Genomic DNA, 18,759 nt, shown 5'->3' with positions numbered 1-18,759 from the left:
GCGTTACCTCCTCAACTCGTCGAATTCGTCCACGTTCACGGAGGCCCGGGAGCGATAGACCGCAACCAGTATGGCAACCCCGACCGCCGCTTCCGCCGCGGCGACCGTCATGGTGAAGAGCGAGAAAATTTGGCCGGTAATCGACGGCTGAACGCCGTATTTGGCGAATGCGATCAAGTTCAAGTTGACCGCGTTCAGCATCAATTCGACGGACAGCAGGACGATAATGGCATTGCGCTTCGTAATGACGCCGTACAGCCCGATGCAGAACAGGACGGCGGCCAGCGTCAAATAGGAGGCCAGCATGTTCATTTCGGCTCCTCCTCTCTCTTGGCCAGCGCCACCGCGCCGATGAAGGCCACGGTCAGCAGCACGGAGACGAGTTCGAACGGAATGGCCATCCGCGCGAAGAGCAATTTGCCGATCTCGCGCGTGGTGTCGGCCGGCAGCGATCCCGCCGGGTCGGGGAAATCGGCGTCGCGGATCGCGAAGATCAGGATGGCGAGCAGGCAGAGGCAGCCGATCGCCGCCAGCGTTTCGAGCAGCGGGCGCGCCGCTTCCTGGCCTTCGTCCTGATGCTTGGTCATCATGATCCCGAAGATCATCAGGATCGTGACGGCTCCGACGTAGAGGAGCACTTGCACGAACGCCACGAATTCCGCGTCAAGAACGACGTACAGCCCGGCCAGCGAGACGAAGGTGAACGCCAGGGACAGCGCCATGTGCACGACTTTCGTGAAGTTCAGGGCCATCACCGCTCCGACGATCGCGCAGACGGCGAGCGCGAAGAAAGCGATGAATTCCCCGGTCCAATCGATGTTGAAGCTCATTCGGCTTTGCCGCCTCCTCTCTGAGGCGCGCCGATGTTGTTGTTGTCCTGGCGGATATTCTTCGTGTTGTCGTTCAGCCAGTCTAGGTCCTTAAACAGGTCGTCCCGGCTGTAAGACGCAAGCTCGAAGTTGTTCGTCATGACGATCGCCTCGGTCGGGCACACTTCGGTGCACAGGTCGCACAGGATGCAGATTTCGAAGTTGATGTCGAACGTGTCCAGCACTTTGCCTTTTTTCTCCGGGTCCGGGTTCGGCTTGCCCGTCAGCGTGATGCAGTCCGTCGGGCAAATGCGCGCGCATTGGTTGCAGACGATGCATTTCTCCCGGTCGACGTGCTGAATGCCGCGGAACCGATCCGGCATCTCGATCGGAACGTCCGGATAGGCGTGGGTGACTTTCTTGGCTCCGAGGGTCTTCAGCGTGACGCCGAGCCCTTTCATCATACCCTTCATCTGGTTACCCTCCCATTCCGAACAGTTCGATGCAAGCGGCCGTGATGAAAATGTTGAGGATGGAGAGCGGCAGCAGCACTTTCCAGGCCAGCCCCATCAGCTGGTCGACCCGGAGGCGCGGGAACGTCGCCCGGATCCAGAACAGGCAGAACACGACGAACGCGAACTTGAGGACGAACCAGATCAAGCCCGGAATGAAATCCAGCTGCGGAATCGGCGCATGCCAGCCCCCAAGGAACAGGATCGTCGTCAGGCACGCGATCGCGTACACGTAGACGTACTCCGACAACATGAAGAACGCGAATCGGAAACCGCTATACTCGACGTGGTAACCCGCGACGAGCTCGGATTCGGCCTCCGGGAGGTCGAACGGCGTCCGGTTCAGCTCGGAGATCGCGGCCACGACGAAAACGGCGAAACCTACGATTTGCGGCAGGAAGTTCCAATGCCAGAAATAGCCGGACTGCGCTTCCACGATGTCGCGCAGGTTCAAGCTGCCGGCCAGCATCACGCAGCCGACGACGGAAATGACGAGCGGCACCTCGTAGCTGATCATCTGGGCCGCGGAGCGCATGCCGCCGAGCAGGGCGTATTTGTTGTTCGACGCCCAGCCGCCGATCACGATGGCGATCGTCGTTACGCCGGACAGCGCGATGTAATACAGGAAGCCGACGTTCAGGTCGGCGAACTGGAGATGCTGGCTGTACGGGATGAAGGCCAGCACCGCGAACGAAGGGATAAACGCCAAAGCCGGCGCGAGGATGAACAGCCCGCGGTCCGCTTTGGCCGGAATCGTGTCCTCCTTGAGCAGCAGCTTGGACACGTCCGCAACGGTCTGCAGCAGACCCAGCGGTCCGGTCCGGTTCGGCCCTTTGCGGAACTGCATCCAGCCGATGACCTTGCGCTCGAAGTAGATCGCGTACGTCACGAATAGGATGACCACGGCCAGTACGGCAACGGCCATCAAAACCATGAGTCCCGCGTGCCCCCACGTCAGAGGCTTATCGATGAAACGCAGCGGCTCCATCAGCAGTCGACCTCCCCGAGCACGATATCGATGCCGCCGAGGATGGTGACGAGGTTGGTCATGCTCTCCCCGACCAGAAGCTTCGGCAGAATCTGCAGGTTCACGAAGGACGGCCGGCGGAACTTGAGCCGGTAAGGCTCCGCCTTTCCCTTGGATACGATATGGCAGCCGATCTCGCCGCGCGGCGATTCGATCCGCACGTAGGTTTCGCCGGCCGGCGGCCGGATCACGCGAGGCACTTTGCCCATCGTTTCCCCGTCGCCCGGGAATTGTTCCAGCGCTTGCTCCAGGATGCGGATGCTCTGCTCGATCTCGCCCATGCGGCAGAGATAACGGTCGTAACAATCACCGTTCTTGCCGGTCACCACGTCGAATTCAAAGCGGTCGTACAGGCTGTACGGCTCCGTTTTGCGAAGGTCCCATTCCACGCCCGTCGAGCGCAGGTTGGCGCCGGACAAGCCGTAGGCGATGGCGGTGTCGGCGTCGTACTTCCCGATCCCCTTCAGCCGGGAGAGGAAGATTTCGTTGCCGCTGACGAGATTGTGGTATTCGTCCAGCCGCAGTCTCATGTCCTTCACGAACGTCTTGACTCGATCGATCCAGCCTTCCGGGGCGTCCCATTTCACGCCGCCGACGCGCATGTAGTTATAAGTGAGACGGGCGCCGCACAGCTCATTGAAGAGCTGGAGAATCCGTTCGCGGTCGCTGAAGGCGAACAGGAACGGACTGAGCGCGCCGATATCGAGCAGGTAGGTGCCCCACCAGACGAGATGGCTGGCGATCCGCTGCATTTCCATCACGATCAGACGGAGGAATTCCGCCCGTTCGGGGATTTCGATGCCCATCATTTTCTCGACGGCGTGACAGAGCACGTAGTTGTTCGTCATGGCGGACACGTAGTCCATCCGGTCGGTGTACGGGATGATTTGCGTGAAGTTGAGGTTTTCCGCCAGTTTCTCGGTACCCCGGTGCAGATAACCCATCACCGGGATCGCTTCCGTGATGATCTCGCCGTCCAGCCGGACGATGATCCGGAAAACGCCGTGCGTGCTGGGGTGCTGGGGACCGACGTTCAGCAGCAGTTCTTCGGTACGAATCATGCGTCGCTTACACCTCCGGGTCGAGCGGGACGTAGTCTTTGCGGAGCGGATGGCCGACCCAGTCGTCGGGCATCATGATGCGGGTCATGTTCGGATGGCCCGGAAAATCGATGCCGAGCAAGTCGTAAATTTCGCGCTCGTTCCAGTTGGCCGTTTCCCATACGGGCGTGACGGAAGGCACCGAAGGATTCTCGCGGTCCGTGCGGACTTTCACGCAATACGTCTCGCGGCGCTCCATGTTGAGCGGGTAATACACGACTTCCATGTAAGTCTCGTAGTCCACGCCCGAGACGTTCCGCAGGTAGCGGCAGCCGAGCTCCTCGTGGTCGCGGAACAGAACCGCGGCCGCAGGCCAGCGTTCGTTCTTCACCACGAGCGTCGGGAGGTCGTCGTTCAATTCGTTCAGGCTGGCTTCTTCCACCGCGTCTTCCGCGACCAGTTCCTTCAGCAGTTGAACGGCGCGGTCCAGCCGGGGCTGGTTCGGCGACGGCGGTTTCGGCGGGGCGGCGGGTTCTCCGCCATCGCCCGAGGATGCCGCGGGCGCGGCCGCTTCGGCAGCCTTCGCTTGGGCTGCTCCGGCTTTGGCGGCTTCTCGCGCCTCCAGCGCGGCTTTGCGGCGGGCGGCTTTCTCCTCTTCGGTCTCTTTGCGCCGGGGAGGAGCGGCTTCGCCTCCTTCAGCAGCTGGCTCCGCGGTTGATGCCGCCGGTTCCGCGGCCTGAGCAGGCTCGGACGGGGCAGCCGCTTCCTCAGCGGACGCCGCGGGTGCCGGTTCCGTTTGCGGCTCGGACGGCGCGGTCTCCGGAGCGGCTTCGCTCCGGTTGTCCTCCGGCTGCGCGGTCGGTTCCGTTCCCGCCGTTTCGCCGTCCTTCTTGATTTCCTCGCTCATCCGCCCGTCACCCGCTTCCCGGTTTTGGCCTCATAGCGGATCTTTTCTTGCAGCTTATTGATTCCGTAGATGAGGGCGGCCGGATTAGGCGGGCAGCCCGGGATGTAGACGTCGACCGGCACGATCTGGTCCACGCCTTTCACGACGGAATACGACTTCACGTACGGTCCGCCCGCGGTCGCGCAAGAGCCCATGGCGATAACCCACTTCGGCTCCGGCATCTGGTCGTACAGACGCTTGAGCAGCGGTCCCATTTTCTTGGTGACGGTTCCCGAAACGATCATGACGTCGGCCTGGCGCGGAGACGTCCGGAACATGACCCCGAAGCGGTCGAGGTCATAGTGCGGGGCGCCCGCCGTCATCATTTCGATCGCGCAGCAGGCAAGGCCGAAGGTCAGCGGCCAGAGCGAGTTGCTCCGCGCCCAGCCCTTCAGCTGTTCGATGGTGCCGAAGAATACGTTGCGTTCGATCTCCTGACGCTCTTCCGGCGTCACGTTCGCTAAATCGAGTTCCATTGCAGCACCTTCTTCTTCCAGGCGTAGATCAGGCCGACCAGCAGCAGCCCGACGAAAATCACCATTTCCGTCAACGCAAATAGGCCGAGCTGTCGATAGGCTACGGCCCAAGGGTAGAGGAATACGGTTTCGACATCGAACACGACGAACATCAAGGCGTACAGATAATAACGGACGTTGAAGCGAATGTGGCTGTCCCCTACGGGAACGTTGCCGCTTTCGTAGGTGACCTCCTTCGCAGGAGTCGGCTTGTTGGGACGAAGCTGCTTGCCGAGCCATAGGACAACTACCGGAAAAGCGATGCCCAAGATGAGGAAAACGGTCACGATGACGTACGAATTGATGTACTTCTCCACCTGCTTACCCTCCACGCTCGATCTCGAAAAAAGTACCGTCACGCGCGGCCTGGCGGTCAATTTTCCTTCACAATTATAGCAAATGCTCCCACCCGCGTCCACGAAAAAAGCGGTTTCATGGCTTGTACTGGGATTTAGTGGAAAGCAAGGTGACATAACTTTGAAGAATTATCTATTTCAGGTGAAGCTTGCGTTAACGCACGGTAAATTCATTTGCGCCGCATCAACCTCGAATAGGAGAAACGATTATACCCTCCTTGCTAAGGTGCCAGAATGCGCTTCGCTCACCGGAAAACCGTCGGTTTTTATCGTTAAGGTGCCATCGTGCAATTCAATCGAGCGAAAATGCCGGCTTTCTGCTCGCAGGCTCGATTTCGAGTGCATTTTGGCACCCGGGCCGTCATTTTCCGCGTGTTTTGCCGCTTTCGAGTGCATTTTGGCACCTGAGCTTAGCGCGAAGCGGTGAAGCGAAGCTAGTCCCCTGGCAGCCTCCTTTAACAATGAAACCTCCAAGCATGCGGAAGGACCGGTTCCTCGTCGCGTGTGCCCCGCCTGACAAAGCAAAACCGCCTGCCGGTAAGATCCGGCAGGCGGTCGAGCGATCATTTGCTCAGGGTGGCTTTCAACATCCATATCTGCTTCTCCAGCTCTTCGATCTGGCCGTTAAGGACGTCGGCCGTCGCGCTGTCCCCGTTGCGTTCGGCCGTTTCCGCCGCCGCCTTCAGCCCCTTCGCCATCGTCCCGAAATCCGACGCGGCGCCTTCGAGCATTTTCGTCGCGGACTCCGAAGGATCGCCGCTTTCCCGGATCTCCGCCAATGACATATACTCCTTCAGCGTCGAAGCCGGCCGGAGACCGATCGCCAGCATGCGTTCCGCCAGCTCGTCCAGCTTTTCGGCGGCCCAGTCGTAGAGCTCTTCGAATTTCGCGTGCAAGGACTGGAATTCCGGTCCTTTGACGAACCAGTGGCAATGATGCAGCTTGATGTACGCCACCGCCCAGTTCGACAGCTGCACGTTCAACGGTTTTTCCAAGTTTCGCGCGGCCGGCCCAGCCAAATCGGGTTCTTTCACCGACATGGGATCGTACCTTCCTTTCGTTCGCGGATGGGGTTCTTGACATACTTTGCCCCGAAGCGGCCGCGAACAATCCGAATGGAAAGCGTTAATCCGCCGACCGCGGGAAACGGGCTGCCAAATGCTCCGCGATTTTGCGCCCGTGGAAGCGGCCGCTCTCGATGAAAATTTCGTTGGCGTCCCGGCCGGTCGACACGACCCCCGCCAAGTACAAGCCCGGGACGTTCGTCTCCATCGTCTCCGGATCGTGCTGCGGCGGAATGTCCCCGTCCGGGGCATGGATGCCCATCGCCCGCAGGAATCCCCGGTCCGGCCGGAACCCGGTCAAAGCCAGCACGAAATCGCATCCCACCGTCTCCGTTCCGTTCACGGATTGAACCGTCGCTTCGTCCGGACGGATGGCGGTAATGCGGGACTGCAGGCGCAGATCGATCCGCCCCTTGTTCACCATACCGTCGAACAGCGGACGCACCCAAGGCTTGATGTTGGCCGATACGGATTCGCCGCGATACACGACCGTCACCTTGGCGCCTACCCGTTCCAATTCGAGCGCCGCGTCCACGGCCGAGTTGCTGCCGCCGATGATGATAACCCGCGTTCCGGCATAAGGGTGGGCTTCCCGGAAAAAGTGGCTCACGTGCGGCAAGTCCTCCCCCGGGATGCCGATCCGGTTCGGGTGATCGAAATATCCGGTGGCCACGATCACGGCTTTGGCGATCGTCTCCCTCGCTTCTCCCGTGCGGCGGACGGAACGGACCGCGAACAAGCCGTCCGTCCGGCGTTCCGCCGCCGTTACTTTCTCATATCTCCGAATCCGCAGGTTCCGGCGCTCCGCCACCGTCCGGTAATAGTTGAGCGCTTCGAGCCGCGAAGGCTTGTCATGCGGGGTGACGAACGGGATGCCGGCGATTTCGAGCAAAGCCGGCGTGCTGAAAAATTGCATGTTGGTCGGATAACAGGAGATGGAAAACACGACGTTCTCCTTCTCGACGATCAGCGGGTTGAATCCCCGATCCTGCAGCTCGGCGGCCGCCGACAAGCCGCAAGGCCCCGCGCCTATGATGACGGCGTCTTCGATCTCTTGGTTGCTCACGGTTTCCGCACTCCCTATCCATGCTCTCTTTTTCGTTAAATTTTACTGCAACCCCCGGCGGGAAGCAAAACGAACCTGCCCCGCTTCGCAATCCGGCTTGCCTTCGAATCCACGCCGTCCGCTCACGAACGCCGTTCCATCCCTTTTTTGAGTTTATATTCCGTCGGGGAATCCGGCGCCGGGGTGTAGATGCTGCAGCGCAAATCCGCGCTCCCCTGTACTTGCAGTGAAGTGAGGTGGAACAGCATCTTCCCTGCTTTCGCATGCCGGAACTCGATCAGCACCTCCGGCGCGGACTTCACCTCGCTTTGCTCCCACAGCGGTCCGAAGTCGGGGTGCTCCGCCTTCATCTCGTCCAGGAATTGACCATACCAAGGATCCTCCACGTATTGACCGTAATACGCGCGGAAAATCGCCAGATATCCCCGGATAAAATGCTCCCAGTTCACCGCCAGACGCCGTAGCTCCTTGCGCGCAAACAGCAACCCGATCATGTTTCGCTCCCCGGCGGGAATCGCGTTGAAGTCCAAAAACACGTAAGAGGCCGCCTCGTTCCATCCGACGATATGAAACCGCCTGTCAGTCACCACGGTAGGGCAGTAACGCAGCTCGTCCATGATCTTCCGCAACGGCGGGCTGATATCCGTCCGGTCCTCCGTGAGCCGCGCGGTCCCCAGTCCCGGTTCCAGAGCTAAGGCGTGCAGGTACTTCCGCTCATCGACCGTCAATTGCAGCGCGGCCGAGATGCAATCCAGCACCTGAGCCGACATGCGGATATTCCGGCCTTGTTCCAGCCAGGTATACCAAGTGGTGCTGACGCCGGCCAGCTGGGCTACCTCTTCTCGGCGAAGCCCCGCCGTTCTCCTTCGTCCGCCGACGGCAAATCCGGCGGATTCCGGATCAATTCGGGCCCGCTTGGCCCTCAAAAAGGCGGAGAGTTCCTGAAGTCTCGCTTCCCGATCCATTTAGCCACCCACTCCTTTCCGTTACGATTCTCCGTTTATAAGGGTACTCTCAGTACTATGATAAACTATAACTTGTAATAGGATAAAGAGCGTGCAAAGATGATAGTAGCACTTAGGAGCAGGTATTAAGCAATTGGAAAATGAAAGGGGTCCGCCATGGAAAGAGTCGTCATTACCGGAATGGGAATCGTGTCTCCGCTCGGGAACGACGCGGGGAGTTACTGGGACCGATTGGTTCGGGGAGAATCCGGGATTTCCGTAATCGATACGTTCGACGTGTCCCGGCATAAAACCAAAATCGCCGGGTTGGTAAGAGGGTTCGATGCGGAATCCCGTTTCGGGCGGAAGGACGCCCGCCGCATGGACCGTTTTTGCCAGTTTGCCATGGCGGCCGCGGAGCAGGCTTTGGAGGATTCGGAACTCGCGCTGGAACGAATGGATCGGGCGCGCGTAGGCGTCTACGTCGGCTCCGGCGTCGGCGGCCTGCAGACCTTATTGGACCAGGACGCCTTGCTGCGCGAACGCGGACCGGAAAGGGTCAGCCCGCTGCTGGTGCCGATGATGATCTCGAACATGGCTGCGGCTATGATCAGCATTCGCTACGACTTGCGGGGCCCCACGATGTCTCCGGTGACCGCTTGTTCGATCGGGAATACCGCGATCGGAGAAGCGTTCCGTCTGATCCGTTCCGGAGAGGTGGACGCGATGATCGCCGGGGGCGCGGAAGCGGCCGTCACGGATTTGTCGCTCGCGAGTTTCGGCAACGCGACCGCGCTCTCTACCCGCAACGATGAGCCGGCGAAGGCCAGCCGCCCGTTCGATTCCGGACGGGACGGATTCGTCATGGCCGAAGGCGCGGGCATTCTGGTGCTGGAATCGCTCGGCCATGCCATGCGCAGAGGCGCCCGGATTTACGCGGAGGTCATCGGCTATGGCGCCACTTCGGACGCTTACCACATGGTCGCCACCCATCCGGAAGGAATCGGCGCGTGCGAAGCCATGAGGTTGGCGTTGCGGGATGCCGGCATCGGCCCGGAGGAAGTGGACGTGATCAGCGCCCATGCGACGAGTACCGAGTTGGGCGACAAGTCCGAAACATTGGCGGTCAAGCGATTGTTCCAAGAACGGGCTTATCGGATCCCGATCACTGCGAACAAATCCATGACGGGACACTTGCTGGGGGCCTCCAGCGCGGTCGAAGCGGTCGGGCTGGCGAAAACGCTCCAAACGGGCGTGATCCCTCCGACGATCAATTTGGAGGTGCCGGATCCGGATTGCGACTTGGACTACGTGCCGAACCAAGCCCTGGAAGCCGATATGTCCGTCGGGCTGTCCAACTCCTTCGGCTTCGGCGGACATAACGCGGTGATCGCGATGAGGGCTTGGCGCGAGTAACGAAAAAAGACGGTTCCCCTTGTCGGAGAGCCGTCTTTCCTAACTTTTTAATTCTGAGCGGGTGCCCAGTTCCTTGCCGGCGTATAGCCGTCCGCAACGTGTTGCTCGTCGAAGGGAAGCGCGAAAATCATTTGTCCGTTACGAGTCGATATACGGAAATATCGGATAACGGCGATATCGGCTCAGAAAAAACGTGGCGGATGTACGATAATATCGGATAACTGCGACGTTACTGGGGAATTTAAAGCGAAATGTACGATAAAGTCGGACAACGATGCACCTAAGGAAGAAGGTTGCGTATAAAAGAAAAGCACAGACCCGTTCAGGTCTGTGCTTTTTCGCTTATACAGCTTACTCCCCGCCGGCGGCGCTGATCCGGCTCAGCGCGCGCTGGAGCGCGAGCTCGGCGCGTTTGTGGTCGACGTTCGCCGCTTTGTCGGCGAGGCGGCGTTCCGCCCGTTCCTTGGCTTGGCGCGCGCGGATCAGGTCGATGTCGTTGCCGAGCTCTGCCGCTTCGGCCAGAATCACGACTTTATCCTTGCGCACTTCCATGAAACCGCCGTGGACGGCGACATACTCGTCCTTGCCGCCCTTTTTCGCTTTGATGGGGGCAATCTTCAGCGGCGTCGCGAGCGGAATGTGGTTCGGAAGAATCCCGAGCTCACCGGCCACGCCCTTGACGACGACCATGTCCACGTCTTCCTCGTACACCTTGCGTTCCGGCGTGACGATTTCGAGTCGTAGGGTGCTCATTTCGATTCCTCCCGGGCTCGCAGCGGATTAAACCGCGGCTGCGAGTTTCTTCGCTTTCTCGACGGCGTCTTCGATCGTGCCGACGTTGTGGAAAGCCGGTTCCGGAAGGTCGTCATGCTTGCCTTCGAGGATTTCCTTGAAGCTGCGGATCGTTTCCTTGATCGGCACGTACACGCCCGGAATGCCGTTGAAGGCTTCGGCGACGTGCAACGGCTGCGACAGGAACAGCTGTACGCGGCGGGCACGGAGAACGACCAGCTTGTCTTCCTCGGTCAATTCGTCCATGCCGAGGATCGCGATGATATCGAGAAGCTCTTTATAGCGCTGCAACAGGCGTTTTACGCCCTGCGCCACGTTGTAGTGCTCTTCGCCGAGGATTTCCGGCGCCAGAATGCGGGACGAGGAAGCCAGCGGGTCCACGGCCGGGAAAATACCCATCGCCGCGATGTTCCGCTCCAGGTTCGTCGTGGCGTCCAAGTGGGCGAACGCCGTGGCCGGAGCCGGGTCGGTATAGTCGTCCGCGGGCACGTAAATGGCCTGGATCGACGTGATCGAACCCTTCTTCGTCGAGGTGATGCGCTCTTGCAGCTGGCCCATCTCCGTCGCGAGGGTCGGCTGGTAACCTACCGCGGACGGCATGCGGCCGAGCAGAGCGGACACTTCGGAGCCGGCCTGCGTGAAACGGAAAATGTTGTCGATGAACAGAAGCACGTCGCGGCCTTCTTCGTCGCGGAAGTACTCAGCCATCGTCAGACCCGTCAGCGCGACGCGCAGGCGGGCGCCCGGCGGCTCGTTCATCTGGCCGAATACCATCGCCAGCTTGGAAATAACGCCGGACTCTTTCATTTCATGGTACAGGTCGTTCCCTTCGCGGGTCCGTTCGCCGACGCCGGCGAATACGGAAATACCGCCGTGCTCGGAAGCGATGTTGTGGATGAGCTCCTGCATCAAAACGGTTTTGCCGACGCCGGCGCCGCCGAACAGGCCGATTTTGCCGCCCTTGGTGTACGGCGCGATCAGGTCGACGACCTTGATGCCGGTCTCCAGCATTTCCGTCTGGGTGGACAGGTTCTCGAACGAAGGAGAAGAACGGTGGATCGGGTACGAATTGGACCGGTCCGGCTCTCCCTCGTTATCGATCGGCTCTCCCAACACGTTGAACACGCGGCCCAGCGTCGTCGGGCCGACGGCGATCGTGATCGGCGCGCCGGTGTCGACGGCTTCCATGCCCCGGACGAGTCCGTCCGTGGAAGACATGGCGACGCAGCGGACGAGGTTGTCGCCCAGGTGGGTCGCGACTTCGACCGTCAGGCCGATGTCGCGCTCGCTTTCGTTCTTCGCTTTATAATCAATGCGAACCGCATTCAGGATCTCGGGCAGCTGGCCGTGGTCGAACTCGATGTCGACGACCGGGCCCGTGATCTGGACGATGCGTCCCTTGTTCATGCGTATCCCTCCTACAAACTTTTTCGGCAAAGTACGGATCCGTTACGCCTGCGCGTTCGCGCCGCCGACGATTTCCGCGATTTCCTGCGTGATCGCCGCCTGGCGGGCGCGGTTGAACGTCAGCGTGAGCTCCTGGATCATCTTCGTCGCGTTCTTCGTGGCGTTGCCCATCGCGGTCATCCGGGAACCGTGCTCGCTGGCTTTGTTGTCGAGAAGCGCGCTGTAAATCAGCGTTTCCGCGTACTTCGGCAGCAGCACCTGCAGCACTTCTTCCGCCGACGGTTCGTATTCGTAGTCCGCCTTCGGCCCTTGCGCCTCTTGTCCGAACTCGCTCGCGTCGAGCGGGAGCAGCTTCTTCAGCGTCGGGATCTGCGAGATGGCGTTGCGGAACTCGTTGTAAACCAAAATCAGCTCGTCGTACTTCCCGTCCTCGAATCCTTGGACGGCGGCCGATGCGATCGGCTTCACGTCCGCGAACGTCGGGGTATCCGACATGCCGGTCACTTCGCTTACGATCGGAATGTTCCGTCTGGCCAGGAAATCGCGGCCTTTGCGGCCGATGACGAACACGCCGTATTGTTCCGGCGAGCTGTGCTTCGCCCGGATCTCGACCAGCAGCTTCCGCAGCAGGTTGCTGTTCAAACCGCCGGCGAGCCCGCGGTCGGACGTGATGACCAGATAGGCCGTGCGTTTGACTTCCCGCGTCTGCAGCATCGGATGCTTCACGCTGCCGGAGCCGGAAGCGATGCTGAACACGACCTCGCGGAGCTTGTCGGCATAAGGCCGGGAAGCGACCGCGGCGTTCTGCGCGCGCTTCAGCTTAGCCGCCGACACCATTTCCATCGCCCGGGTGATCTGCTTCATGTTCTGCTTGCTTTTGATCTGACGCTTGATTTCGCGCATGCCTTTAGCCAATCCAAATTCACCACCTTATTGCCGGTCCGCCCCTCAGAGGACGTCCCGGCTCCAGCTTGATCGCGTCTTTAAGCCGTTACGGCGAAACTTTTCTTGAACGCGCCGACCGCTTCCACCAACGCTTTGTCGGTTTCCGGAGTCAGGTCTTTCGTATCGCGGATCGATGCGTAAATTTCCGGACGGTTGGCATCCACGTAGCCCAAGAATTCCTGCTCGAAGCGGCGGACGTCCTGCACCGGAATGTCGTCGGTGTGGCCGCGCGTCACGATGAAGAGCGACACCACTTGGCGCTCGACCGGGAGCGGTTGGTTGACGCCTTGCTTCAGGATTTCCAGGGTACGAATCCCGCGGTTCAGACGGGCCTGCGTCACTTTGTCGAGGTCGGAGCCGAACTGCGCGAACGCGGCAAGCTCGCGGTACTGGGCCAGGTCGAGCTTCAGCGTGCCGGCGACCTTCTTCATCGCCTTGATCTGCGCGGAGCTGCCGACGCGGGATACGGAAATCCCGACGTTAACGGCTGGACGTTGACCGGAGTAGAACAGGTCGGCTTCCAGGAAGATCTGGCCGTCCGTGATGGAGATCACGTTCGTCGGAATGTAAGCCGATACGTCGCCCGCTTGCGTCTCGATGAACGGAAGCGCGGTCAGGGAACCGCCGCCGAGCTCGTCGTTCAGCTTCGCCGCGCGCTCGAGCAGACGGGAGTGGAGATAGAAGACGTCGCCCGGATAAGCCTCGCGGCCCGGAGGACGGCGGAGCAGCAGGGACAGCTCGCGGTATGCGGCCGCTTGCTTCGTCAGGTCGTCGTAGATGACCAGAACGTGCTCGCCTTTGTACATGAAGTACTCGCCCATCGCGCAGCCGGTATACGGTGCGATATAGAGCAGCGGCGCCGGCTCGGAGGCGCTGGCGGAAACGACGATCGTGTAATCGAGCGCGCCCGCTTTGCGGAGCGTTTCGACGACGCCGCGGACGGTGGATTGTTTCTGGCCGATGGCGACGTAGATACATTTCACGCCGTTGCCTTTTTGGTTGACGATCGTGTCGATCGCGATTTGCGTTTTACCCGTTTGGCGGTCGCCGATGATGAGCTCGCGTTGGCCGCGGCCGATCGGGATCATCGAGTCGATCGCCTTGATGCCGGTCTGCATCGGCTCATGGACGGATTTACGGGCCATGACGCCGGGCGCCGGGGATTCGATCGGACGGAAAGCGGTCGTGGCGATCGGGCCGTTGCCGTCGATCGGCTGGCCGAGCGCGTTCACGACGCGGCCCAGCAGGGCTTCGCCGACCGGAACTTCCATGATGCGGCCGGTCCGCTTGACCTGGTCGCCTTCCTTGATGTCGGCGTAAGGACCCATGATGACGACGCCGACGTTGTCTTCTTCCAGGTTGAGCGCCATGCCGACGACGCCGTTCTGGAATTCGAGCAGCTCGCCGGCCATACATTTTTCCAGCCCGTGAACGCGGGCAATCCCGTCACCGATCTGGATGACGGTACCGACGTCAACGACTTGGATATCGGATTGATAGTTCTGGATTTGCTGCTTGATCAGCGTGCTGATCTCTTCAGGCCGGATACTCAACTCGTTTCACCCCTGTTTCCTACGAAACAACCGGCGTTTGCGGCATTCTTCCGCGCCCGGTTGCCGTTGATATGTTACACGGACGTTTGCAATTGTTTGGAAAGCCGATCCAGCTTGCCGCGCAGGCTTCCGTCGTACAAGGTGTCCCCGATGCGCACGGTCAGCCCGCCCAGAAGGGCCGGATCGACTGCGTTTTCCACGCGCACGGTTTTGCCGATCAGCGCCCCGAACCGGGACGCGAGCTTGTTCTGCTCATCTTCGCTCAAAGGTTTCGCCGACGTCACGAGAGCGTCCGTACGCCCCAGCGCGCTGCCGGATACCTTGCGGTACGCTTCCAGCAGGGCGGCCAGTTCGCCTTGGCGCCCCCGCTCGATCAGCAGGCTGATCGTATTGAGCACGATCGGCGAGGCTTGATCGCCGAATGCGGCGCGAATCGCCTTGACCTTGTTCTCCGTGGTAATGCCGGGAGCCGCCAGGAACGCCCGGATTTCGGGATCCCCTTCGGCCGCGGTCACGAGAGCCGCGAGTTGGCTTTCGGTTTCCGCCGAGAGCCCCTGATCCTGCGCGAGCTGGAACAGCGCCTTGGCATAGCGTTTCGCTGCGACCGTTCCGCGGCTCATGACTTGTTCCCTACCTCTTGGAGATATTGTTCGACCAGCTGCTGCTGGGTTTGCTCATCGACTTGCTTCTCGATGATCTTGGACGCGATCAGAACGGACAGGCCGCTGACTTGGGCTCTCAAAGCCGCCACGGCTTTGTTCTTCTCGTTCTCGATATCGCGGAGCGCTTCTTCCTTCAGACGGGAGGCTTCGCCGCGGGCCGCCTCGATGATGGCGTCCGCTTGCTTCGAGCCGGTCGACTTGGCCTGCTCGATAATATCGTAAGCTTCCTTGCGGGCTTGCTGAAGCGCCTGCTTCTGCTCTTCAATGAACTTGTTCGCTTCGTCGCGGTTTTTCTGGGCGTTTTCCATTTGCTCCAGCACCGATTGACGGCGTTTCTCCATGATGCCGAACAGCGGCTTAAATGCAAAGCGCTGAAGGAGCAAGAACAGGATCAAGAACGCGACGAGCTGGATGACGAAATTTTCCCATACGAAATTCACCGATCGTTCACTCCCTTCTCACGACTTCATTTCCGTTACGGCCATTCTGTCAAAAGGAAGGCGCGGAGGCTAAGGCTCTCCCCGCCTGTTTCCTTATCCGTTGCCTTACTCGGCGCTGCCGTAGAAAATGAACGCGAGGACGAGGGAGATGATCGGGAGGGCCTCGACGAGACCGACGCCAATGAACGCCGTCGTTTGGAGCGTGCCGCGCAGCTCAGGCTGGCGGGAGATGCCTTCTACCGTTTTGCTGAAAATCAGACCGTTGCCGATACCGGCGCCGAGCGCGCCCAGACCGAATACAATTGCTGCCGCCAACAAAGCATAAACCATTTGAAAATCCTCCTCGAAATGTGGGTTTGTTTGATCTTAAGTAACGCTTAGTGTTCTTCGTGAATGCTCGCTTGTCCGATGTATACCATCGTCAGCATCGTGAAGACGAACGCCTGGATGGCGCCGACGAAAATACTGAATCCTTGCCATACGAGCAGCGCCGGGATGCCGATCCAACTCATGCCCATGATGACCCCGATCATGACTTCCCCGGCGTAAATGTTGCCGTAAAGCCGGAGGCCGAGCGTCAGCGGTTTCGCCACCGTCTCGATGATGTTGATCGGGAAGAAAAACGGCCACGGCTCGAAATAGTGCTTGAGATAATGCTTGCGGTTCAGACGCACGCCTTGGATGTGGGACAGCACGATGACGGTCAGCGACAAGGCCATCGTCATCGCCGCGTCGGCCGTCGGCGATTTCCACCAGGACCAGGACACGTGCTCCGTGTTTTTCGGCACGGAAAGCTCCATTCCGAGGAACGTGGCCGTGTGCGCGCCGTGAGCCGGCTCGGTCACGATGCCGAACGGCAGCCCAAGCATGTTGCTCACGAAAATGTACATGATGAGCGTAAGTCCGAGACCGAGATAGATTTTGCCGCGTTTGTAGTCGGTCGCCATGCCGATGATGCTTTGCACGAACTCGACGACCCACTCCAGGAAGTTCTGCATTTTGCCGGGTTTTTCGACCGACAGGTTGCGGACGCAGATCCGGGCGAGAATGAACACGATCAGGCTGCTGAGCACGATCATGAACAGTGCCGACAGATCGAGCCTGAATCCGCCAAGATCAAGAGTTGGCGCCAAATGTTCCATGCTAGTTCTTTTCACCCCTTTCATCGTCGGAGTGTCCGCCGGCGCGCCGGCGGCTGGCGATAAATCCCAGTACGAGTGTTGCCAACGGCGCGGTAAATAATCCCGCGACCGTCGCCGGCGCGCTGAAATGCAGCGTCCGCACGGAGATGACCGCAGCCAGCAGCGCGATCGCCGCGCGGGACAGGAAGCCGAAGCCGGAACGGCTGCGATGGCCGCCTGCGGCCATCGCGGCGATCCTCGCGGTCTTCCAGGCCAGATGCCACGTGAACAGCAGGCTTCCGGCCGCGCCGATCAGATAACCGCCGAAAACGGGCTTCCAGTCGGGCCAGACGGCCCAGCCTATGCAGCCCAAAGACAAAAAAAAGAACACGGTACGGACAATCTTGCGCATCAAAGACGGCAAATCGTCATCCATCAATGCTTCCCAGCTCCCGAATATTTCCGGACCAACCCGACAGCCGACCCGATTCCGGCAACCAGTCCCACGATCAGCCCGGCCAAGTACCCGTAACGGGTGCCGTTCCGGTTGTCGTATACGGTTCCCAGCCACCACCCCAGCCCCACGCAGACGGCCAATTCCGCGCCGATCGCCGTGACCAGGCCGGCGGCTCGCCATGGATTGTCGTCGGGAGGCAGATCGGGCTTGCGCGGAGAATCCGCCATGGATACGTCGCCCCTTTGACGCTTTGTGGCAGGAAAGAAAGCGCGGAGAAAGCCCTTTCTTTCTTCCATTCCACGTTTAATTGTATCGTTCGGCTATCGGCTTTGTCAATGAAACGAAATTCAAACATTGTGTGAACGGTCAGGCCCGAAAATCGCGTAAAATCAATGCTTCCCGGGTTTTTCGAACCATACAGTTCGACTGTATGCTGTATGCCCTGAGGCGTACAGTTGAACGGTATGCTGTATACCCCGGGAGGCGGGGACCATGCTCCCCGCGATGCCGCTCCCCGTTAAGTTCGAAACGGCGCCGGCCGATCCGCCTGGCCGAAGCGGTGCAGGATCGCTTGCACGATCCTTTCGGACGCCTGACCGTCCCCATAGGGATTCGCAGCATGGCTCATCCGGTCGTACAAAGCTTTGTCCGTCAGCAGCGCCTTCGCCCGCTCGTACACCCGCCGCTCGTCCGTTCCGACGAGCTCCAGCGTGCCGGCTTCGATGCCTTCCGGCCGCTCGGTCGTATCCCGCAGGACCAGCGTCGGAACGCCGAAAGAGGGCGCTTCTTCCTGCAAGCCGCCCGAATCCGTCAGGATCAAATGGGTATGCGGGTAGAAGTTGTGGAATTCGAACACGTCGAGCGGCTCGATCAGCTTGATGCGCGGGTGCCCGCCGAGGATTTCGTGAGCCGGCTCCCGAACCGCCGGGTTCGGGTGGACGGCGTAGACGACGGCGACGTCCTCGGATTCGTCCGCGATCCGTTTCACGGCGCGGAAAATATTCCGGTGAGGCTCCCCGATCGCTTCGCGCCGGTGGGCGGTCATCAGGATCAGCCGCTTGCCCTTCGCCCAGTCGAGCACGGGGTGGCGGAACCCGGGATCCACGGTGTACCGGAAAACGTCTGTCGCCGTGTTGCCCGTAACGTAGACGCGGTCCGCCGGTTTATTCTCCTTCAGCAGGTTGCCCGCCGACCATTCCGTCGGAGCGAAATGGATGTCGGACAGCACGCCCGCCAGCTGCCGGTTCATTTCCTCGGGATAAGGGGACATTTTGTTCCAGGTGCGCAGCCCCGCCTCCACGTGGCCGACCTGGATCTGCTGCAGGAACGCCGCGTAGCTCGCCAGGAACGTCGTCTGCGTGTCCCCGTGCACGAGCACGATGTCGGGTTTCGCCTCCGCCAGCACGGGCTCGATCCCGCCGATGACGCGGAGCGTCGTTTCGGTCAGCGTCTGCCGGTCCTTCATGACGTTGAGGTCGTAATCCGGCTCGATACGGAAAAATTGCAGCACCTGGTCCAGCATCTGGCGGTGCTGCGCGGTCACGCAGACGATCGTTTCGATTCGTTCGGAATGCTTCTTGAGCTCAAGCACGAGCGGAGCCATCTTCACGGCTTCCGGCCGCGTGCCGAAAACGGTCATGACCTTGATTTTGCTCAAACGCTATTCTCTCCTTCGGTTATGTACGAG

General features: G+C 60.3%; 23 protein-coding genes. 1 reads left to right on the top strand and 22 read right to left on the bottom strand.

Features of this window, described 5'->3' with window-relative positions:
* Positions 1-3: 3 nt before the first annotated feature.
* The 11 genes from nuoK to PTZ19_RS07500 form a co-directional block, all read right to left on the bottom strand.
* Complete coding sequence (gene nuoK / locus PTZ19_RS07550) at positions 4-312, bottom strand: NADH-quinone oxidoreductase subunit NuoK (RefSeq protein WP_276353508.1); 309 nt, start codon at positions 310-312, stop codon at positions 4-6.
* On the bottom strand, positions 309-830 hold the full coding sequence (locus PTZ19_RS07545) for an NADH-quinone oxidoreductase subunit J (protein ID WP_276353507.1): 522 nt from the start codon (positions 828-830) through the stop codon (positions 309-311). Before PTZ19_RS07545 ends, nuoK begins: the two co-directional genes overlap by 4 nt.
* Positions 827-1,282, bottom strand: a complete 456-nt coding sequence (gene nuoI, locus PTZ19_RS07540) for an NADH-quinone oxidoreductase subunit NuoI (RefSeq protein ID WP_276353505.1) — start codon at positions 1,280-1,282, stop codon at positions 827-829. Before nuoI ends, PTZ19_RS07545 begins: the two co-directional genes overlap by 4 nt.
* 4 nt (positions 1,283-1,286) lie before the next feature.
* Entirely contained in the window at positions 1,287-2,309 is a 1,023-nt protein-coding gene (gene nuoH, locus PTZ19_RS07535; RefSeq protein WP_276353503.1) for an NADH-quinone oxidoreductase subunit NuoH, read from the bottom strand.
* Positions 2,309-3,409 carry an NADH-quinone oxidoreductase subunit D gene (locus PTZ19_RS07530; RefSeq protein ID WP_276353500.1) on the bottom strand — a complete coding sequence of 367 codons (1,101 nt, stop codon included), beginning with the start codon at positions 3,407-3,409 and terminating at the stop codon, positions 2,309-2,311. Before PTZ19_RS07530 ends, nuoH begins: the two co-directional genes overlap by 1 nt.
* Before the next feature lie 7 nt (positions 3,410-3,416).
* Positions 3,417-4,295: an NADH-quinone oxidoreductase subunit C gene (locus PTZ19_RS07525; RefSeq protein WP_276353498.1), complete on the bottom strand. Its 879-nt coding sequence runs from the start codon at positions 4,293-4,295 to the stop codon at positions 3,417-3,419.
* Entirely contained in the window at positions 4,292-4,810 is a 519-nt protein-coding gene (locus PTZ19_RS07520) for a NuoB/complex I 20 kDa subunit family protein (protein ID WP_276353495.1), read from the bottom strand. Before PTZ19_RS07520 ends, PTZ19_RS07525 begins: the two co-directional genes overlap by 4 nt.
* The gene (locus tag PTZ19_RS07515; RefSeq protein ID WP_276353494.1) at positions 4,795-5,166 is read right to left on the bottom strand and encodes an NADH-quinone oxidoreductase subunit A; all 372 of its coding nucleotides are present in this window, start codon (positions 5,164-5,166) and stop codon (positions 4,795-4,797) included. Before PTZ19_RS07515 ends, PTZ19_RS07520 begins: the two co-directional genes overlap by 16 nt.
* 602 nt (positions 5,167-5,768) lie before the next feature.
* Positions 5,769-6,245: a Dps family protein gene (locus PTZ19_RS07510; protein ID WP_276353492.1), complete on the bottom strand. Its 477-nt coding sequence runs from the start codon at positions 6,243-6,245 to the stop codon at positions 5,769-5,771.
* An 85-nt stretch (positions 6,246-6,330) separates the two neighbouring features.
* On the bottom strand, positions 6,331-7,320 hold the full coding sequence (locus PTZ19_RS07505) for a YpdA family putative bacillithiol disulfide reductase (protein ID WP_276353696.1): 990 nt from the start codon (positions 7,318-7,320) through the stop codon (positions 6,331-6,333).
* A gap of 137 nt (positions 7,321-7,457) precedes the next feature.
* On the bottom strand, positions 7,458-8,300 hold the full coding sequence (locus tag PTZ19_RS07500) for a helix-turn-helix transcriptional regulator (protein ID WP_276353491.1): 843 nt from the start codon (positions 8,298-8,300) through the stop codon (positions 7,458-7,460).
* A 156-nt stretch (positions 8,301-8,456) separates the two neighbouring features.
* On the opposite strand from PTZ19_RS07500, the gene fabF reads away from it, so the two are divergent.
* Positions 8,457-9,695 (top strand): beta-ketoacyl-ACP synthase II, encoded by a 1,239-nt coding sequence (gene fabF, locus PTZ19_RS07495; protein ID WP_276353489.1) that lies wholly within the window; start codon positions 8,457-8,459, stop codon positions 9,693-9,695.
* 351 nt (positions 9,696-10,046) lie between these two features.
* Here fabF and PTZ19_RS07490 read toward each other — a convergent pair whose 3' ends face one another.
* The 11 genes from PTZ19_RS07490 to wecB all read right to left on the bottom strand — a co-directional run bounded on the left by PTZ19_RS07490 (position 10,047) and on the right by wecB (position 18,729).
* Positions 10,047-10,448 carry a F0F1 ATP synthase subunit epsilon gene (locus PTZ19_RS07490; protein ID WP_276353487.1) on the bottom strand — a complete coding sequence of 134 codons (402 nt, stop codon included), beginning with the start codon at positions 10,446-10,448 and terminating at the stop codon, positions 10,047-10,049.
* Between the two features lie 27 nt (positions 10,449-10,475).
* Entirely contained in the window at positions 10,476-11,894 is a 1,419-nt protein-coding gene (atpD, locus tag PTZ19_RS07485) for a F0F1 ATP synthase subunit beta (RefSeq protein ID WP_276353485.1), read from the bottom strand.
* A 42-nt stretch (positions 11,895-11,936) separates the two neighbouring features.
* Complete coding sequence (atpG, locus tag PTZ19_RS07480) at positions 11,937-12,809, bottom strand: ATP synthase F1 subunit gamma (protein ID WP_276353483.1); 873 nt, start codon at positions 12,807-12,809, stop codon at positions 11,937-11,939.
* A gap of 68 nt (positions 12,810-12,877) precedes the next feature.
* On the bottom strand, positions 12,878-14,392 hold the full coding sequence (gene atpA, locus PTZ19_RS07475) for a F0F1 ATP synthase subunit alpha (protein WP_276353480.1): 1,515 nt from the start codon (positions 14,390-14,392) through the stop codon (positions 12,878-12,880).
* A gap of 74 nt (positions 14,393-14,466) precedes the next feature.
* A complete protein-coding gene (locus PTZ19_RS07470; protein WP_276353479.1) occupies positions 14,467-15,012 on the bottom strand; it encodes a F0F1 ATP synthase subunit delta in 546 nt (181 codons plus the stop codon).
* Positions 15,009-15,494: a F0F1 ATP synthase subunit B gene (atpF, locus tag PTZ19_RS07465; RefSeq protein WP_276353476.1), complete on the bottom strand. Its 486-nt coding sequence runs from the start codon at positions 15,492-15,494 to the stop codon at positions 15,009-15,011. Before atpF ends, PTZ19_RS07470 begins: the two co-directional genes overlap by 4 nt.
* 105 nt (positions 15,495-15,599) lie before the next feature.
* The gene (atpE, locus tag PTZ19_RS07460) at positions 15,600-15,824 is read right to left on the bottom strand and encodes a F0F1 ATP synthase subunit C (RefSeq protein WP_276353474.1); all 225 of its coding nucleotides are present in this window, start codon (positions 15,822-15,824) and stop codon (positions 15,600-15,602) included.
* Positions 15,825-15,871: 47 nt separating this feature from the next.
* Positions 15,872-16,636: a F0F1 ATP synthase subunit A gene (gene atpB / locus PTZ19_RS07455; protein WP_276353472.1), complete on the bottom strand. Its 765-nt coding sequence runs from the start codon at positions 16,634-16,636 to the stop codon at positions 15,872-15,874.
* Between the two features lies 1 nt (position 16,637).
* A complete protein-coding gene (locus PTZ19_RS07450; RefSeq protein ID WP_276353471.1) occupies positions 16,638-17,051 on the bottom strand; it encodes an ATP synthase subunit I in 414 nt (137 codons plus the stop codon).
* The gene (locus tag PTZ19_RS07445; protein WP_276353470.1) at positions 17,051-17,299 is read right to left on the bottom strand and encodes an AtpZ/AtpI family protein; all 249 of its coding nucleotides are present in this window, start codon (positions 17,297-17,299) and stop codon (positions 17,051-17,053) included. Before PTZ19_RS07445 ends, PTZ19_RS07450 begins: the two co-directional genes overlap by 1 nt.
* Positions 17,300-17,589: 290 nt before the next feature.
* Positions 17,590-18,729: a non-hydrolyzing UDP-N-acetylglucosamine 2-epimerase gene (wecB, locus tag PTZ19_RS07440; protein WP_276353468.1), complete on the bottom strand. Its 1,140-nt coding sequence runs from the start codon at positions 18,727-18,729 to the stop codon at positions 17,590-17,592.
* Positions 18,730-18,759: the final 30 nt, after the last annotated feature.

The organism is Cohnella caldifontis, assembly GCF_029360585.1.
In the GTDB taxonomy this organism is placed as follows: Bacteria; Bacillota; Bacilli; order Paenibacillales; family Paenibacillaceae; genus Cohnella; species Cohnella caldifontis.
The sequence above is the reverse complement of the archived record's forward strand: the minus strand, read 5'-3'. Positions and strand labels throughout refer to the sequence as shown.

Excerpts from the sequence above, each read along its gene's own strand:
- PTZ19_RS07525 (WP_276353498.1), bottom strand. The coding sequence starts at position 4,295 with ATGAGCGAGGAAATCAAGAAGGACGGCGAAACGGCGGGAACGGAACCG.
- PTZ19_RS07520 (WP_276353495.1), bottom strand. The coding sequence starts at position 4,810 with ATGGAACTCGATTTAGCGAACGTGACGCCGGAAGAGCGTCAGGAGATC.
- PTZ19_RS07545 (WP_276353507.1), bottom strand. The coding sequence starts at position 830 with ATGAGCTTCAACATCGATTGGACCGGGGAATTCATCGCTTTCTTCGCG.
- nuoH (WP_276353503.1), bottom strand. The coding sequence starts at position 2,309 with ATGGAGCCGCTGCGTTTCATCGATAAGCCTCTGACGTGGGGGCACGCG.
- PTZ19_RS07470 (WP_276353479.1), bottom strand. The coding sequence starts at position 15,012 with ATGAGCCGCGGAACGGTCGCAGCGAAACGCTATGCCAAGGCGCTGTTC.
- PTZ19_RS07500 (WP_276353491.1), bottom strand. The coding sequence starts at position 8,300 with ATGGATCGGGAAGCGAGACTTCAGGAACTCTCCGCCTTTTTGAGGGCC.
- fabF (WP_276353489.1), top strand. The coding sequence starts at position 8,457 with ATGGAAAGAGTCGTCATTACCGGAATGGGAATCGTGTCTCCGCTCGGG.
- atpE (WP_276353474.1), bottom strand. The coding sequence starts at position 15,824 with ATGGTTTATGCTTTGTTGGCGGCAGCAATTGTATTCGGTCTGGGCGCG.
- atpB (WP_276353472.1), bottom strand. The coding sequence starts at position 16,636 with ATGGAACATTTGGCGCCAACTCTTGATCTTGGCGGATTCAGGCTCGAT.
- nuoI (WP_276353505.1), bottom strand. The coding sequence starts at position 1,282 with ATGAAGGGTATGATGAAAGGGCTCGGCGTCACGCTGAAGACCCTCGGA.
- PTZ19_RS07510 (WP_276353492.1), bottom strand. The coding sequence starts at position 6,245 with ATGTCGGTGAAAGAACCCGATTTGGCTGGGCCGGCCGCGCGAAACTTG.
- PTZ19_RS07445 (WP_276353470.1), bottom strand. The coding sequence starts at position 17,299 with ATGGCGGATTCTCCGCGCAAGCCCGATCTGCCTCCCGACGACAATCCA.
- PTZ19_RS07450 (WP_276353471.1), bottom strand. The coding sequence starts at position 17,051 with ATGGATGACGATTTGCCGTCTTTGATGCGCAAGATTGTCCGTACCGTG.
- atpD (WP_276353485.1), bottom strand. The coding sequence starts at position 11,894 with ATGAACAAGGGACGCATCGTCCAGATCACGGGCCCGGTCGTCGACATC.
- PTZ19_RS07490 (WP_276353487.1), bottom strand. The coding sequence starts at position 10,448 with ATGAGCACCCTACGACTCGAAATCGTCACGCCGGAACGCAAGGTGTAC.
- nuoK (WP_276353508.1), bottom strand. The coding sequence starts at position 312 with ATGAACATGCTGGCCTCCTATTTGACGCTGGCCGCCGTCCTGTTCTGC.
- PTZ19_RS07530 (WP_276353500.1), bottom strand. The coding sequence starts at position 3,409 with ATGATTCGTACCGAAGAACTGCTGCTGAACGTCGGTCCCCAGCACCCC.